This window comes from Aeromonas sp. A04, assembly GCF_047780465.1.
Lineage (GTDB): Bacteria > Pseudomonadota > Gammaproteobacteria > Enterobacterales > Aeromonadaceae > Aeromonas > Aeromonas bestiarum.
The window spans coordinates 666557-681808 of the sequence record NZ_JBLNHP010000001.1; the positions used below are offsets into that span (position 1 = coordinate 666557).

General features: G+C 59.7%; 15 protein-coding genes. 6 read left to right on the plus strand and 9 right to left on the minus strand.

The window, feature by feature from the left end:
- Nucleotides 1-157 precede the first annotated feature (157 nt).
- Complete coding sequence (locus ACM3N8_RS02935) at nucleotides 158-574, plus strand: hypothetical protein (protein ID WP_416015427.1); 417 nt, start codon at nucleotides 158-160, stop codon at nucleotides 572-574.
- On the opposite strand, the gene ubiT is transcribed toward ACM3N8_RS02935, so the two are convergent.
- Entirely contained in the window at nucleotides 521-1060 is a 540-nt protein-coding gene (gene ubiT / locus ACM3N8_RS02940) for a ubiquinone anaerobic biosynthesis accessory factor UbiT (RefSeq protein ID WP_416015428.1), read from the minus strand. The two genes, ACM3N8_RS02935 and ubiT, sit on opposite strands and share 54 nt — an antisense overlap.
- A 190-nt stretch (nucleotides 1061-1250) precedes the next feature.
- On the opposite strand from ubiT, the gene ubiU reads away from it, so the two are divergent.
- Both ubiU and ACM3N8_RS02950 read left to right on the plus strand, forming a co-directional pair.
- Nucleotides 1251-2246 carry a ubiquinone anaerobic biosynthesis protein UbiU gene (ubiU, locus tag ACM3N8_RS02945; RefSeq protein ID WP_416015429.1) on the plus strand — a complete coding sequence of 332 codons (996 nt, stop codon included), beginning with the start codon at nucleotides 1251-1253 and terminating at the stop codon, nucleotides 2244-2246.
- Between the two features lie 14 nt (nucleotides 2247-2260).
- Complete coding sequence (locus tag ACM3N8_RS02950) at nucleotides 2261-3133, plus strand: U32 family peptidase (RefSeq protein ID WP_290016874.1); 873 nt, start codon at nucleotides 2261-2263, stop codon at nucleotides 3131-3133.
- A 167-nt stretch (nucleotides 3134-3300) separates the two neighbouring features.
- On the opposite strand, the gene nlpI is transcribed toward ACM3N8_RS02950, so the two are convergent.
- From nlpI to queA, 7 genes are all read right to left on the minus strand, one after another.
- Nucleotides 3301-4248 carry a lipoprotein NlpI gene (gene nlpI / locus ACM3N8_RS02955; protein ID WP_280136097.1) on the minus strand — a complete coding sequence of 316 codons (948 nt, stop codon included), beginning with the start codon at nucleotides 4246-4248 and terminating at the stop codon, nucleotides 3301-3303.
- Nucleotides 4249-4338: 90 nt separating this feature from the next.
- A complete protein-coding gene (locus ACM3N8_RS02960) occupies nucleotides 4339-4707 on the minus strand; it encodes a rhodanese-like domain-containing protein (protein ID WP_290016876.1) in 369 nt (122 codons plus the stop codon).
- 99 nt (nucleotides 4708-4806) lie between these two features.
- A complete protein-coding gene (gene secF / locus ACM3N8_RS02965) occupies nucleotides 4807-5754 on the minus strand; it encodes a protein translocase subunit SecF (RefSeq protein WP_043136784.1) in 948 nt (315 codons plus the stop codon).
- 9 nt (nucleotides 5755-5763) lie between these two features.
- On the minus strand, nucleotides 5764-7617 hold the full coding sequence (gene secD, locus ACM3N8_RS02970; RefSeq protein WP_043555278.1) for a protein translocase subunit SecD: 1854 nt from the start codon (nucleotides 7615-7617) through the stop codon (nucleotides 5764-5766).
- 18 nt (nucleotides 7618-7635) lie between these two features.
- Nucleotides 7636-7971, minus strand: a complete 336-nt coding sequence (yajC, locus tag ACM3N8_RS02975; protein WP_098984364.1) for a preprotein translocase subunit YajC — start codon at nucleotides 7969-7971, stop codon at nucleotides 7636-7638.
- Between the two features lie 50 nt (nucleotides 7972-8021).
- A complete protein-coding gene (tgt, locus tag ACM3N8_RS02980; RefSeq protein ID WP_290016877.1) occupies nucleotides 8022-9158 on the minus strand; it encodes a tRNA guanosine(34) transglycosylase Tgt in 1137 nt (378 codons plus the stop codon).
- Between the two features lie 70 nt (nucleotides 9159-9228).
- The gene (queA, locus tag ACM3N8_RS02985) at nucleotides 9229-10296 is read right to left on the minus strand and encodes a tRNA preQ1(34) S-adenosylmethionine ribosyltransferase-isomerase QueA (RefSeq protein ID WP_043555277.1); all 1068 of its coding nucleotides are present in this window, start codon (nucleotides 10294-10296) and stop codon (nucleotides 9229-9231) included.
- 211 nt (nucleotides 10297-10507) lie between these two features.
- Between queA and ACM3N8_RS02990 the strand changes: the two genes are divergently transcribed.
- The 3 genes from ACM3N8_RS02990 (at nucleotide 10508) to ahpF (ending at nucleotide 13864) form a co-directional block, all read left to right on the plus strand.
- Nucleotides 10508-10954 (plus strand): CBS domain-containing protein, encoded by a 447-nt coding sequence (locus tag ACM3N8_RS02990; protein WP_043136795.1) that lies wholly within the window; start codon nucleotides 10508-10510, stop codon nucleotides 10952-10954.
- 659 nt (nucleotides 10955-11613) lie between these two features.
- Nucleotides 11614-12180, plus strand: a complete 567-nt coding sequence (gene ahpC / locus ACM3N8_RS02995) for an alkyl hydroperoxide reductase subunit C (RefSeq protein WP_017411392.1) — start codon at nucleotides 11614-11616, stop codon at nucleotides 12178-12180.
- A 91-nt stretch (nucleotides 12181-12271) separates the two neighbouring features.
- Nucleotides 12272-13864: an alkyl hydroperoxide reductase subunit F gene (gene ahpF / locus ACM3N8_RS03000; protein WP_416015430.1), complete on the plus strand. Its 1593-nt coding sequence runs from the start codon at nucleotides 12272-12274 to the stop codon at nucleotides 13862-13864.
- A gap of 72 nt (nucleotides 13865-13936) precedes the next feature.
- Here ahpF and ACM3N8_RS03005 read toward each other — a convergent pair whose 3' ends face one another.
- Nucleotides 13937-15229 (minus strand): MFS transporter, encoded by a 1293-nt coding sequence (locus tag ACM3N8_RS03005; protein WP_290016880.1) that lies wholly within the window; start codon nucleotides 15227-15229, stop codon nucleotides 13937-13939.
- Between the last annotated feature and the right edge of the window lie 23 nt (nucleotides 15230-15252).

Genomic DNA, 15252 nt, shown 5'->3' on the forward strand with positions numbered 1-15252 from the left:
ATGGCGCGCAATTGTAACATAGCCAATCGCTATTTTGGCACCGTAAAAGGCGCGCCATTTCACAACAAAACCATCATTGTGTAGAACAAAGCATCATGAGCGGAGGCTGACCGCAGGCTAAACTTGGAGGATGAGTGGATCCAGGAGCGGAGGCAACATGTGCCCACGCTGGCTTTATGAGAGGTTACCAGTCTGCTATCTGCTGACCGCGGTCGGCACGCTCACGCTTACCCAGACCCCCTTGCTCTGGCTGGCGGGCAGCCTGTTGTTTGTCGCAGGCGCCGTCATCTGGATGATGCGCTCCAGCTATCGGCGCACCGATCTGGTCATCTTTCCGGCCAAACGCTGGTTTCAGCCGGAGTGGCTGTACGAGGCGCAGCCCTTCGTCTGGCTGGCGCTGGGCCTGTTGCTCTCCCGCCTCCCCAACGCCACTGCCCTGCTGGCCTTGCTCCCTTGCGTCTGGGCCTGCCGCTGCCTGTGGGCGCGCAGTCACTACCGCCACCATGCCGGTGGCCTGGCATCACACCTGAGACGGGACCCCGCCCGTCGGCGCAGAGTGCGGCTCCTGCGCTAACGCGGTCCGTGCCCGTTCGATGAAGGTGGCAAGATCCATCAGCGGGTAGCGCATCAGGCTCGGCAAGCCAGCCAGATCCAGGCTGTCCATCAGGTTCTTCACCTCCAGTCCCAGCTCGGTATCCCCTTCAATCTTCAGCTTGCGCTGAAAGAAAAGGGAATCGGGATCTTCCTTGCGGCCGGCGATCAGTATGAGGTCGTTGGTGGTGCCGCTGAAGCAGACATCCGCCCGCTCACAATCGCGGGCCACCACCAGTTTTCCATCCTGTTCGCTGATGAACCAGCACAGCTCGAGATCCGATACCTCGACCTTGAGCCATTTGCCGGCCAGAAACTCGAAGTCACCGTCCTGGATGGCTTCCTTGAACACCCGCGCCAGCAGGCGCTCCATCAGGTTCTGCTGCAGTGCAAACGGCACCAGCTTGAGGGGGCGGCGCAGAAAGCGGGGAGCCTGTTCGACCAGGCGACATTGCAGTTGTTGAAACACGATAAACTCCCAGTTTTTTGCGCATTCAAACACAGGGCCACGCTCTGGATCCTGTTGGAAATCAAACTTGTGCCGACTTACCTCAAGAAGGGTAAAGCCACACAAAGCTGCCTCAGGTCAAAAAGTGGGAAGGCATCGATGAATACAATCGGACCACTTTTGCATTTTTTGCCCTCTCGGAGCGTACCCGATGGAATTACTCTGTCCGGCAGGCAGTTTGCCGGCACTGAAAACAGCCGTGGATAACGGGGCCGATGCGGTTTACATCGGTTTCAAGGATGACACCAATGCCCGCCACTTTGCCGGCCTCAACTTCACCGACAGCAAGCTGGAAAAGGCGGTGGACTACGTGCACCAGCATGGCCGCAAGCTGCACATCGCCATCAATACCTTCGCCCACCCGGGCTCGGATGCCAGATGGAAGCAGGCTGTGGACCGGGGGGTGGCGCTCGGTGCCGATGCCCTGATCATCGCCGATCTCGCCGTGCTCGATTACGCCAGCCGCCATCATCCGGACATGGAGCTGCACGTCTCGGTGCAGGCCAGCGTCACCAATGCCGCCGCCATCCGCTTCTATCAGCAGCATTTCAACGTCGGCCGTGTGGTGTTGCCACGGGTGCTCTCCATGCATCAGGTCAGACAGCTGGCCCGCGAGACCGATGTCGGTCTCGAGGTGTTCGCCTTTGGCAGCCTCTGCATCATGGCCGAGGGGCGCTGCTATCTCTCCTCCTACATGACAGGCGAGAGTCCCAATACCGTGGGTGCCTGCTCACCGGCCAAGTTTGTGCGCTGGGAGGAGACGCCGGCTGGCCTCGAGTCCCGCCTCAACGAGGTGCTGATCGACCGCTATGGCCCGGGTGAAAACGCCGGTTACCCGACCCTGTGCAAGGGCCGCTTCGAGGTGGATGGCCAGACCTACCACGCCCTGGAGGAGCCGACCAGCCTCAACACGCTCGGCCTCTTGCCCGAGCTGTTCCAGACCGGGATCCAGTCGGTCAAGATCGAGGGGCGCCAGCGCAGTCCCGCCTACGTGGAGCAGGTCACCCGGGTCTGGCGCGCGGCCATCGATGCCTACCAGGCCAGTCCAGAGGGCTATAGCGTCAAGGCCGAGTGGGATGCCCAGCTCGCCCGCGTCTCCGAGGGGAGTCAGACTACCCTGGGTGCCTATCATCGTCAGTGGCAATAAAGGAGCTCAACCACATGCAATTCTCTCTCGGGCCTCTGCTCTTCTACTGGCCCAAGGCCGACACCCAGGCCTTCTACGACGCCGCTGCACAGAGCCAGGCGGAGATCATTTATCTGGGGGAAACCGTCTGCAGCAAGCGCCGCGAACTGAAAGTAGATGACTGGATTACCCTCGCCCGCCAGGTGGCGACCTCGGGCAAGCAGGTGGTGCTCTCCACCCTGGCGCTGATCTCGGCCCCCTCGGAGCTCAAGGAGGTGAAGCGGCTGGTCGACAATGGCGATCTCATGGTCGAGGCCAACGATCTCGGCACGGTGCAACTTGCCAGGGAGGCGGGGCTCCCGTTTGTCTGCGGCCCGGCCATCAATGCCTACAACGCCGACGTGCTGCGCATGCTGCTCAAACAGGGGATGCAACGCTGGGTGATGCCGGTGGAGCTGTCGCGCGACTGGCTGGTGCAGCTCAATCAGGATCTGGGCAGCGCTCGCCGCCAGTTCGAGGTGGAGGTGTTTGCCTACGGCCACCTGCCGCTCGCCTACTCGGCGCGCTGCTTCACCGCCCGCTCCCTCGACAAGCCCAAGGACAGCTGCGAGCTCGCCTGTATCCACTACCCCACGGGGCGCCTCGCCAGCAGCCGCGAGGGGCAGAAGGTATTCAACCTCAACGGTATCCAGACCCAGTCAGGTTACTGCTACAACCTGGGCAACGAGCTCAAAACGATGGAGGGTCTGGTGGACGTGGTGCGCCTCTCTCCCGAAGGGATGGAGACACTGGAGATGCTGACCAGCTTCAAGGCCAACCTGCAGGGTCAGGCTCCTCTCCCCCTGCAGCAGGAGCTAGACTGCAACGGTTACTGGCGTCAGATCCCCGGCATGAGTCTGGTGGAATAACACCACTCCCATGCCAGAGTGCAGACAGGCCTGGGCACGGTTGCCACGGCTACTGTTGCCAAATATCCCCGGCATGAGCCTGGTGGAATAACACCACTCCCATGCCAGAGCGCAGACAGCAAAAAGGCCTCATTGTGAGGCCTTTTTTACATCGCGAGAGCCTGCAATCAGGAGGCCTGCTTGCTGCTCTTGCCCTGTGCGCTCTGGGCACCCGGCGGCAAGGGTTTGCGCGCCATCAGCTCCAGCTCAAGCAAGGCATACCTGTGCTCGATGAAGTCGTACACGTTGTTGGCGAGTGCCAGCTTGAAGTAGCTGATGGCTTCCTTGCGGTTGCCCTTGGCCAGTTCAAACTTGCCGAGGTAGAAGTAGGTTTCACACAGGCGCTCGGCAAGCTCCCGGTTGTCCTTCACCCCTTTCACCACGTTGCCCATCAACTGGGTCGCATTGAGCTCGCCTGTGTAGAGGCGAACCAGATCCCAGTTCCAGGCGTCGTCGTCATACTTGTTGAGACGCTCGCGCATCCGGCTCATGGCGGCCGGCGCGTTGAGCTTCTGCTCGGCCAGATAGAGCCAGATCACCCGATAGGGATCTTCCGGCTGCGCTTCATAGAAGCGTTTCATATCGGCTGCGGCCAGCTCGGGACGATTGCCGTAATAGAGCGCTATGCCACGGTTGAGATAGGCATAGTCATAATCGGGAGCCAGCTCGAGGGCGGAATCAAATGCCTCGTAGGCTTCGTCATAATTCTGCTGCTGCACCAGATAGACGCCGATGAAGTTGTAGGCCTCGGCAAAATCCGGTTTCTCCCGCAAGGCCCGGTTGAAATCCAGCCTCGCCAGGGAGCGCAAGCCGACCCGGTCAAACACCACGGCACGCTCATAAAACAGTTCAGCCCGTTGCTCTGTGGTCAATTCCATCTCACCGAGCATCTGCCCGAGTCGCGCCAACGCCAACTCGCTCTGGTAAGAGACCTGCAGGGGGGTCGCCAATACCAGTGAAGCGGGTTGCGGCTTGGGAACTTGAGGCGCTTCAACCTGACTGCTACTGCTGCAACCCCACATGGGGAGCAGCAACAGGATACCAAGGAGGTATCCAATCCCTTTCCTGACGTTCAATGAACACTCCGACGCTTACGCTTGACCCCGCATATGGTAAAGGTCAACCGACACTTTGTCATGTGGCTGATCCTCTCTCCCTCAAATAAATCAGGATTCGACAGGGTATCCGGCATCACACCAGCCCCGAAAGCCACCATCTACGCTGACAACCCGGCTATAACCCATCTTCTGCAGGTTATCCGCCACCAGGATGGAGCGAAATCCCCCACCACAATAGAGGTAGAGCTCGGTGGCCGGATCCGGATAGCGAGTCTCTATGTCACGCTCGATCACGCCACGGCCCAGGTATTCGGCCCCCGGCAGATGACCCCTTGCCCACTCGCTCTCTTCCCGCACGTCAATAAGATGAAAGGCGCGCCCCTCATCCTGCCAGCGTTTGACCTGATGCACGTCTGTCTCTTGCACCTGGGGACGAACGGCCTCTACCAGCGCCAGAAAACGGGGATTGTGTTGCATGGCTTGCTCCTTGCCTTGGATGATAGGAGATGGGTAACGGGGAGCATAATGACTCACCCGGGCCATAAGAGAAAGGGCGCCTCGCGGCGCCCTTGTCGTTTACGGCAGGATCTCTTGCTGATCCGCGCCCTCTTTTTCCACCTGGGTCGGCAGCATGTGCTCCCGCTTGACCCCGAAGAACATGGCTGAGGCACTCGCCACATAGATGGAGGAGTAGGTCCCGAAGGCCACCCCGATCACCATGGCGATGGCAAAACCGTGGATCAGCGGACCGCCCTTGAGCAGCAGCGCCACCACCACCACGAAGGTCAACCCCGAGGTGATGATGGTCCGACTCAGGGTCTCGGTCATGGAGAGATCCATGATTTCGCTGGTATTTCCCTTGCGCACCTTGCGAAAGTTCTCCCGCAGCCGGTCGAACACCACGATAGTGTCGTTCAGGGAGTAACCCACCAGCGTCATCAGCGCCGCCAGCACGGTCAAATCGAACTCGTACTGGAAGTAGGCGAAGATGCCGAGGGTGATGATGACATCGTGCGCCAGGGAGAGAATGCCCCCCATGGCCAGACGCCACTCGAAGCGCACCGCCACGTAGATCAGGATACAGATGATGGAGGCCAGCATGGCCAGGGCACCGTCTGTCGCCAGCTCGTCACCCACCGAGGGGCCGACGAATTCGACGCGCTTGAGCACGGCGCTCTGATCGATCAACTTGGCTGCAGCCAGCACTTCGTTACCCTGCTGCTCCACCTTGACCCCCTCTTTCGGGGTCATGCGCACCAGCACGTCACGGCTGGAGCCGAAGAATTGCAGGGTCGCCCCTTCAATCTTCTGCTGATCCAGCGCCTCGTGCATCTTGTCCAGGCTCACCGATTGCTGGAATCCCACCTCTATGGTGGTACCACCGGTGAAGTCCAGACCCCAGTTCAGACCCCGATCGAACAGGCAGAACAGGGCGAGTATCGTCAGCAGGGCAGAGAACACCATTCCCGACTTGGCGAAGCGCATGAAGGGAATGGGCTTTTCAAAATGTAGAATCTGAAACATGTCTCTTCCTTAGATCGGCAGCTTGTCGATGCGCCGTCCACCCCAGGCCAGGTTGATGATGGCGCGGGATACCGTGATGGCCGTAAACATGGAGGCACTCAGACCAATGCCCAGCGTCAGGGCGAAGCCCTTGATGGCGCCGGTGCCGATACCGAACAGGATCACGCAGGTGATGAGCGAGGTGACGTTGGAGTCGGCTATAGTCGAGAAGGCGCGGTCGAAGCCCAGATGGATGGCTTGCTGCACCCCGCGACCGTTGCGGATCTCTTCACGAATACGCTCGTAGATCAGCACGTTGGCATCCACCGCCATCCCTAAGGTCAGGACGATACCGGCGATGCCCGGCAGTGTCATGGTGGCCCCGGGGATCATCGACATGATGCCGACGATCAGCACCAGGTTCATGGTGAGCGCCAGGTTGGCCACCCAACCGAATGCACGGTAGTAGATCCCCATGAACAGCACGATCACCAGCATGGCCCAGCCGATGGCTTCCATACCGCTGTCGATGTTCTGCTGACCCAGGCTCGGGCCTATGGTGCGTTCTTCGACGATCTGGATCGGGGCTATCAGGGCACCGGCACGCAACAGCAGCGCCAGGTTGTGGGCTTCGTTGGCGTTGTCGATACCCGTGATGCGGAACTGGCTGCCAAGACGCGACTGGATGGTGGCGACGTTGATCACCTCCTCCTGCTTGCGGAACTTGCGCTTGCCATCCGGACCCGGCTGACCGACCGGCTTGTATTCGATGAACACTGTGGCCATGCCTTTACCGACGTTGTCCTTGGTAAAGTTGGCCATCTTGTTGCCACCCTGGCCATCGAGCTTGATGTTGACCTGGGGACGGCTGTATTCGTCGAAACCGGACTGGGCACCCACTATGTGGTCACCGGTCAGTATGATGCGCTTTTGCAGCACGACGGGACGGCCGTTGCGATCGTTGTAGACCTTGGAGCTCGGTGGCACCCGGCCATCGGCGGCGGCCTGGATATCGGCAGTCTCATCGACCATGTGGAATTCCAGGGTCGCGGTCGCGCCCAGGATCTCCTTGGCACGGGCCGTGTCCTGAATACCGGGCAGCTCCACCACGATGCGCTCGGCACCCTGCTGTTGTACCAGCGGCTCGGCCACACCCAGCTCGTTCACCCGGTTACGGATGATGGTGATGTTCTGCTCGAGGGCGTACTTCTTCACTTCCTTGATCTTGGCTTCGCTCAGACCCGCCAGCAGGATGAACTCATCCCCCTTCTGTTCTGTGGTGAAGGTCAGATCAGGGTTCTGACGACGCAGGTGAGAGACCGCCTTGGCCTGATCCGCTTCATCGCGGAACAGCACCTGTACCTGATCACCGGCCCGACGCACGCCGGAATAACGGATCTTCTGGGTACGCAGCTCGGCGCGGAAATCCTGCACCATCTGCTCTTGCTGCTTGGTCAGCGCCTCGGCCATGTCCACTTCCATCAGGAAGTGCACACCGCCGCGCAGGTCAAGACCCAGCTTGAGCGGGTTGGCACCGATGGCTTCGAGCCAGGCAGGCGTGGAGGGCGCCAGGTTGAGAGCGGTAATGAAGTTGTCGCCCAGCTTGTTGGCGACGACGTCGCGCGCCTTGAGCTGTTCTTCGGTGTTCTTGAAACGGATCAGAATGAAACCGTGTTCGAACGCAGCATGCTTGACCGGGATCTGAGCCGCATCCAGCGTCTCTTTCACCAGATCAAGCGTCTCTAGCTTGACTTCGGCACCCCGGCTGGCAGAGATCTGCAAGGCCGGGTCTTCGCCGTAAAGATTGGGGGCTGCATATAGAAAACCGATGGCGATCACGAAGACCACCATCAGGTATTTCCACAGCGGATAGCGATTTAACACGCTGTGCTCCTCGGGAGATTAAAGGGACTGAATAGAACCCTTGGGCAGAACGGCAGAGACGAAATCACGTTTGATGGTGACTTGAGTCTGATCATTCAGGGCCAGCACAATGTATTCGCTATCGGCGGACACCTTGGCAATCTTGCCGACCAGGCCACCGGAAGTGAGCACTTCATCACCCTTGGAGAGGGAGCTCATCAGATCACGATGAGTCTTGGCGCGCTTGGCCTGGGGACGATAGATCATGAAGTAGAAGATAAGGCCAAACACGGCCAGCATGATGATCATTTCCATACCACCACCCTGTGCACCCGGAACTGCGCCTTCTGCATACGCCTTGGAGATAATGCTCATTTAACAACCTCTTATTGATGTAGATTTGAGAACTGGCTTATATATCGTTGTTATTTCACGTCATTTTCAGCTAACGGAGGCATAGGCTTCCCTTGCCGACGGTAAAACTCAGCTACAAAGTCGTCTAATTTACCCTGCTCGATCGCGTCCCGCAAACCCTGCATCACACGCTGGTAATAACGCAGGTTATGAATGGTGTTCAGACGGGCACCGAGGATCTCGTTGCACTTGTCCAGATGGTACAAATAGCTGCGGGTGTAGTTCTTGCAGGTGTAGCAATCGCAGTCCGCATCCAGGGTACTGGTGTCGCTGCGATACTTGGCGTTGCGGATCTTGACCACACCATCTGTGGTGAACAGATGGCCGTTGCGGGCATTGCGGGTCGGCATCACGCAGTCGAACATGTCGACCCCGCGGCGCACCCCTTCCACCAAGTCTTCCGGCTTGCCCACGCCCATCAGGTAACGCGGCTTGTCGGCCGGAATTTTCGGGCAGACGTGCTCGAGGATGCGATGCATGTCCTCTTTTGGCTCACCCACCGCCAGACCACCGACCGCATAACCGTCGAAGCCGATCTCCAACAGACCGTTGAGGGACACGTCCCGCAGCTCTTCATACACGGAGCCCTGAATGATGCCGAACAGGGCGTTCTTGTTGCCCAGGGCATCAAACTTGTCGCGCGAGCGCTTGCCCCAGCGCAGGGACATCTCCATGGACTTGCGCGCCTCTTCGTACGTGGCCGGATACGGGGTGCACTCGTCGAAGATCATCACGATGTCGGAGCCCAGATCGTACTGGATCTCCATGGATTTCTCGGGGTCGAGGAAGATCTTCTCGCCGTTGATGGGGTGACGGAAGTGCACGCCCGCCTCGGTGATCTTGCGAATGTGCCCCAGGCTGAACACCTGGAAACCACCCGAGTCGGTCAGGATCGGGCCCTGCCAGTTCATGAAGTCATGCAGATCGCCGTGGGCGCGCATCACTTCCTGCCCCGGTCTCAGCCAGAGGTGGAAGGTGTTGCCAAGCAGGATCTGGGCACCTGTCTCACGTACCTCTTCCGGGGTCATCCCCTTGACGGTGCCATAGGTACCGACCGGCATAAAGGCTGGGGTCTGCACTGTGCCGCGCTCGAATACCAACTGGCCGCGACGGGCACGGCCGTCGGTGGTTTTCAGTTCAAATTTCATTGCTACCTCGTTGCGTCAGAGAAACAGTCTGACAATAGAGAGCCCGAAGGCCCGGTATAAAGGGCGAGGCTTATGCCACCGCCCGGCGACGGGTGACGAACATGGCGTCCCCGTAGCTGAAGAAACGGTAATTTTCGGTCACGGCCGCCTGATAGGCCGCCATCACGTGATCGTACCCGGCGAAGGCGCTGACCAGCATGATCAGGGTCGACTCCGGCAGGTGGAAATTGGTGACCATGGCATCGACTACCTGGAACTGGTAGCCGGGGAAGATGAAGATGTCGGTGTCGCTGAAAAACGGCGCCAGCGGCTTGCCCTGAGCCAGGCTCACCTTGGCGGCGCTCTCCAGCGATCGCACCGAGGTGGTCCCCACCGCAATCACCCGGCCACCGCGGGCGCGCGTTGCGGCTATGGCATCCACCACCTCCTGCGGCACCTCGGCATATTCCGAGTGCATGTGGTGATCTTCAATCTTGTCCACCCGCACCGGCTGGAAGGTCCCCGCCCCTACATGCAGGGTGACGAAGGCCGTTTCAACCCCCTTGGCACGGATCTTTGCCAGCAATGGCTCGTCGAAGTGCAGGCCGGCGGTCGGCGCCGCCACGGCGCCCGGCTTCTGGTTGTAAACGGTCTGGTAGCGCTCCTTGTCGGCATCCTCGTCGGGCCTGTCGATATAGGGCGGCAGCGGCATGTGGCCTATGGCTTCCAGGATCTCCAGCACGGGGCGGGGGTCCTGGAAATGGATCTCGAACAGGGCATCGTGGCGGGCCCGCATCTCGGCTTCGACTTTCTCACCGTCGGGCCCACCATCCAGAATGAGACGGGTGCCGGGCTTGGGCGATTTGGAAGAGCGCACGTGAGCCAGCACGCTGTGTTCGTCCAGGATGCGCTCCACCAGCACCTCCAGCTTGCCGCCGCTGGCCTTCTGGCCAAACATGCGCGCCGGAATGACACGGGTGTTGTTGAATACCAGCAGATCGCCGGGGTTGAGCTGGTCCAGCACATCCACAAATTGACCATGGCGCAGGGCGCCGCTTTGACCATCGAGCTGCAACAGGCGGCTGGCGGTACGCTCTGCCATCGGATAGCGGGCAATCAGCTCGTCTGGCAGATCAAAATGAAAATCGGATACTTGCATCTTTCACCTCGGGGGAATCGGCGGCTAGTCTAGTTATCCCCCTCTTCCAAGGCAACCCAAAAGACCAAAAACCCAAGAGAGACAAGGGATAGCGAGCAATTATGTGAAGCAGGGCCAGTTAAAAAACCTTTAAGGTTTTGTATTGACCCTGATCATGTTTTGCCTGTGGGGGCTGGGCTAGGGTGAAAGCAGATACACAAGGAGGCCCACCATGATGACCTTATCCGAGATCATGACAGAACATCCCTTCACTCTGGGTCCGGAAAACAGCGTCAAACAGGCGATGGATCTGATGCAGCAGGAGCGGATCCGCCACATCCCCATCGTCGACGAGCACCATCACCTGCTAGGTCTGGTCACCCTCACCGACATCCTGGCCACCCGCGAGTCCAAGCTGCTGCTGATCAACCCGGAGCGGGAAGCGGAATTCACCGACAGCGTCCAGCTCGACGAGATCATGACCCGCCAGGTGGCAAGCGTGGATCCCCACGCCGGCATCAAGGAGGCGGCGCTCTACCTGCAGCGCCACAGATATGGCTGCCTGCCGGTGCTCAAGGGACGCAAGCTGGTGGGCATAGTCACGGAGTCGGATTTCATTGCGGTTGCCATCAACCTGCTCGAACTGATGGAAGAACAGGAGCCGCCCGGCGATTTCTGATCTTTAAAACCTGTAATAAAATTACAATAAAAGCGTTTTCAGCACATGGAATCGACAATAAAGCTGAAAGACTTTCATTTTGATTGAAAATTTACATCACAACCTTGCTTTGTGATCTGCATCACACTATTATCTCCCCATGCAATAGTTGCCGAGGGGGAGACGAGGGATTGTGCACCCAGCCTCTTCCTCTCATATGTCTGCAAGTTTGCACACCCCGTAGTTAGTCTTTGCTGTAAAGCTTTTGTTTATATAGCCATTCCTTGTTTGATGACCCGGCCTTGTCCTTACGACAGCGCCGGGATTTTTTTTATCTGCACCCTCCTGCCCTGCCCCGGGCCCCCTCTTTTTGCGTGTTTCGCCCAGTACGTCACTGCCACGCCCCGTCCCCCCGAGAAAGCTGCCCATTCGCCCCTTGAAAAACCCAAGAACCGCACAGATGTTGAATCTCGACAAGGGGTTACCTCTGCATGTCAGAAATATTCATGTTAGGTACAGCAGCGGTAGGTTATCTAATAGATAGATTGAAGTGATTCAAAATTGCGGCTTTAACCGATTAGGAGAAGCCCCTATGATGAATCCATCGAACGTTAAACGCCTGGTCCGGACAGACTCTTCAATACCAGACAGGCATATGTACATCACCAAGGAGCTAATACATGTCTACCTACATCAACACTGAAATCAAGCCGTTCAACGCCACCGCCTACCACAATGGCAAATTCGTTCAGGTGTCTGACGCTGACCTGAAAGGCAAGTGGTCCGTGGTGTTCTTCTACCCGGCTGACTTCACCTTCGTTTGCCCGACCGAGCTGGGTGACCTGGCTGACAACTACGCCGAATTCAAGAAGCTGGGCGTCGAGATCTACTCCGTCTCCACCGACACCCACTTCACCCACAAGGCGTGGCACGACACCTCCGACACCATCCAGAAGATCCAGTATCCGATGATTGGTGACCCGACTGGCGCCATCACCCGCAACTTCGGCGTCATGATCGAAGAAGCCGGTCTGGCTGACCGCGGCACCTTCGTCATCGACCCGCAGGGCATCATCCAGATCGTTGAAATCAACGCTGGCGGCATCGGCCGTGACGCACTGGAACTGCTGCGCAAAGTCAAAGCGGCCCAGTACGTTGCTTCCCACCCGGGTGAAGTCTGCCCGGCCAAGTGGAAAGAAGGCGATGCCACCCTGGCCCCGTCCCTGGATCTGGTAGGCAAAATCTAAGCCTCCGCTTCCAAGACCGGCCCATTCAAGGGCCGGTCTGCTTTCTGGCCTGACAAAACGCCGACCCGCAATCAAAAGAAGGAATTCGAAGATGTTGGATACCAACCTCAAACAACAGCTGAACACCTATCTGCAGTACATCGTCAATCCCATCGAGATCAGCGTGTCCGGCAATGACAGTGACAAATCCGCAGAACTCCTGGCATTGGCCAGCGAGATCAGCGAGATGTCCCCCAAGATTACCCAGACCTCTGGCACTGCCGCTCGCAAGCCTTCCATGAGCATCGCGCCAAAGGGCCAGACCCCGCGCGTTCATTTTGCCGGCATCCCCATGGGTCATGAATTTACCTCCCTGGTGCTCGCCCTGCTGCAAAGCGGTGGTCACCCCTCCAAGGCCGATCCGGCCGTGCAGGAGCAGATCAAGAACCTGAAGGGCGAGTTCCATTTCGAGACTTACATTTCCCTCTCCTGCCACAACTGCCCGGACGTGGTGCAGGCGCTGAACCTGATGGCGACCCTGAACCCCGGCATCACCCACACCATGATCGACGGCGCCCTGTTCCAGGACGAGGTGAACGAGCGTCAGATCATGGCGGTGCCGAACGTCTACCTGAACGGTCAGCCGTTCAGCCAGGGTCGCATCTCGCTGGAAGAGATAGTGGCCAAGCTCGACACTGGCGCCGCAGAACGCAAGGCTGAAGAGCTCAATGAAAAAGCGCCTTACGACGTGCTGGTGGTGGGCGGTGGCCCGGCTGGCGCCGCTGCTGCCATCTATGCCGCCCGCAAAGGCATTCGCACCGCCATCGTCGCCGAGCGTTTCGGTGGTCAGGTGATGGACACGGTCGGCATCGAGAACTTCATCTCGGTGACCTACACCGAAGGCCCCAAGCTGGCCGCCAGTCTGGAGCAGCACGTCAAGCAGTACGGCGTGGAAGTGATCACCGAACAGCGCGCCGCCGCCATCAGCAAGGATGGCTACGTCAACGTGGAGTTGGCCTCCGGCGCCACCTTGAAGAGCCGCGCCGTGATCCTGGCGACCGGTGCCCGCTGGCGTGATCTGAACGTGCCGGGCGAACTTGAATACCGCACCAAGGGCGTGGCCTACTGCCCGCACTGCGACGGCCCCTTCTTCAAGGGCAAGCGCGTAGCGGTGATCGGTGGCGGTAACTCAGGCATAGAAGCGGCCATCGATCTCGCCGGCATCGTCGAGCACGTGACCGTGGTGGAGTTCGCCGATACCCTGCGCGCCGACGAGGTACTGCAGAAGAAGGCGCGCTCCATGGGCAACATCGACATCATCATGAGCGCCCGCACCACGGAAGTGATCGGTGACGGCAGCAAGGTGGTCGGCATGGATTACGAAGATCGCACCACCGGCGAGATCAAGCATCTGGCGGTCGCCGGCATCTTCGTCCAGATAGGCCTGGTGCCGAACACCGAGTTCCTCAAAGGGAGCGAAGTGGCCCTGACCCGCTTTGGCGAGATCGAGATCGACGCCAAGGGCGCCACTTCCCTGCCCGGCGTCTATGCCGCAGGCGACGCCACGACAGTGCCGTTCAAGCAGATCATCATCTCCATGGGCGCGGGTGCCACCGCTGCGCTGGGGGCATTTGATTACCTCATCCGCAATGCGGCGCCGGACGCCATCGAGACATCCGCCAAGGCCGATGCCGTGACCGCCTGATAGTCTCCGTTACCAATAAAAAGCCGGCTCCCTGGAGCCGGCTTTTTTTTTATCCGCGTGATTCAGCGACTGCTAGCCGGCCTTCATATCCTGCGGTCCGGGCGACTCAGGTGTGGCATAGCTGGCAGGGACAGCCTCTCCCGCCAGATCCGTTCTCGGCTCCAGTTCGGCAGTCATGGGAGTATTGGGCGGCACCGGCATGAACACCTGATGATCGGCCAGCGGAATGGGGGCCCGCTGCCGCTTGCGCCAGCCCAGATACGCCGTCAGCAGGGTGCCGCACAGGGCGAAGTAGACGAACAAGCCCTGCGGCCCGAACTGCAGCATGACGAAAGGCGCCAGCAGCGGCCCTATCATGGCTCCCAGACTGTAGGCGAGCAGCAACCCCTGATTGGCCCCCAGCACCTGATCCGGACGCAGCTCATCGCAGGCGTGGCTCAGGCTCAGGGGATAGATGGAAAACGCCATCCCCCCCAGCAAGAACACCAGGGCCCCCGCGATCGGCTCGCGCCAGCCCTCGGGCAGCAGCACCATCAGCAGGGCGAGCAGGGTCAGCGCTGCGCACAGCAGCAGGATCACCAGCCGCCTGTCATAGCGGTCAGACATCCGCCCTATGGGGTATTGCAGGCACATGCCCCCCAGGATCACCAGCGCCATCATGTCCGCCACCCGCGAGAGCGAGGCGCCGCTGTCGGTAAAGTAGAGCGGCAGCAGGCCGTAGATGGCCCCGAGAATGAGGCCCGAGGTGAAGCTGCTACCCATCCCCGCCGGAGTGAGCCGAACAAGCTCCAGCACCCCCACCGGCTGGGGCGCCACCATGGCAGGGGTGGCCACCCGGGAGAGGGCGAGCGGCACCACAGACAGGGTGGCGGCCATGGCGCACAGGGCAAAGGGGGTCAACACCATGGGATCCACCCACTTGAGCAGCAACTGGCCCATGGCCAGGGATCCGTAGAGCAGTATCATGTAGAGGGACATCAGCCGTCCCCGGTTGGCCGGGGTGCTGGAGACCAGCATCCAGGACTCCAGCACCACGAAGAGGCCGCCGGTGGCAAAGCCCCCCACCAGCCGCAGCGCCGCCCAAGCGATGGGCTCCACCACCATGCCGTGCAGCAGGAACAGGAAACAGAGCAGGGAGGCGTAGGCCGCATAGGCCCGGATATGGCCCACCCGTATGATGAGGCGGGCGTTGATGAAGGCCCCCAGCACCAGGCCCCCGAAATAGGCCGCCGACACCAGGCCGATGGCCTGCACCGACACCTGCTCGGCCGAGAGTCGCACCGTCAGCAGGGTATTGAACATGCCGTGGCCCAGAATGAATATCACCAGACTGGCCAAGGGTGACAACAACCTTGTGAGTGTCATGGGGTCTCCCTGTAGGGCTAAAC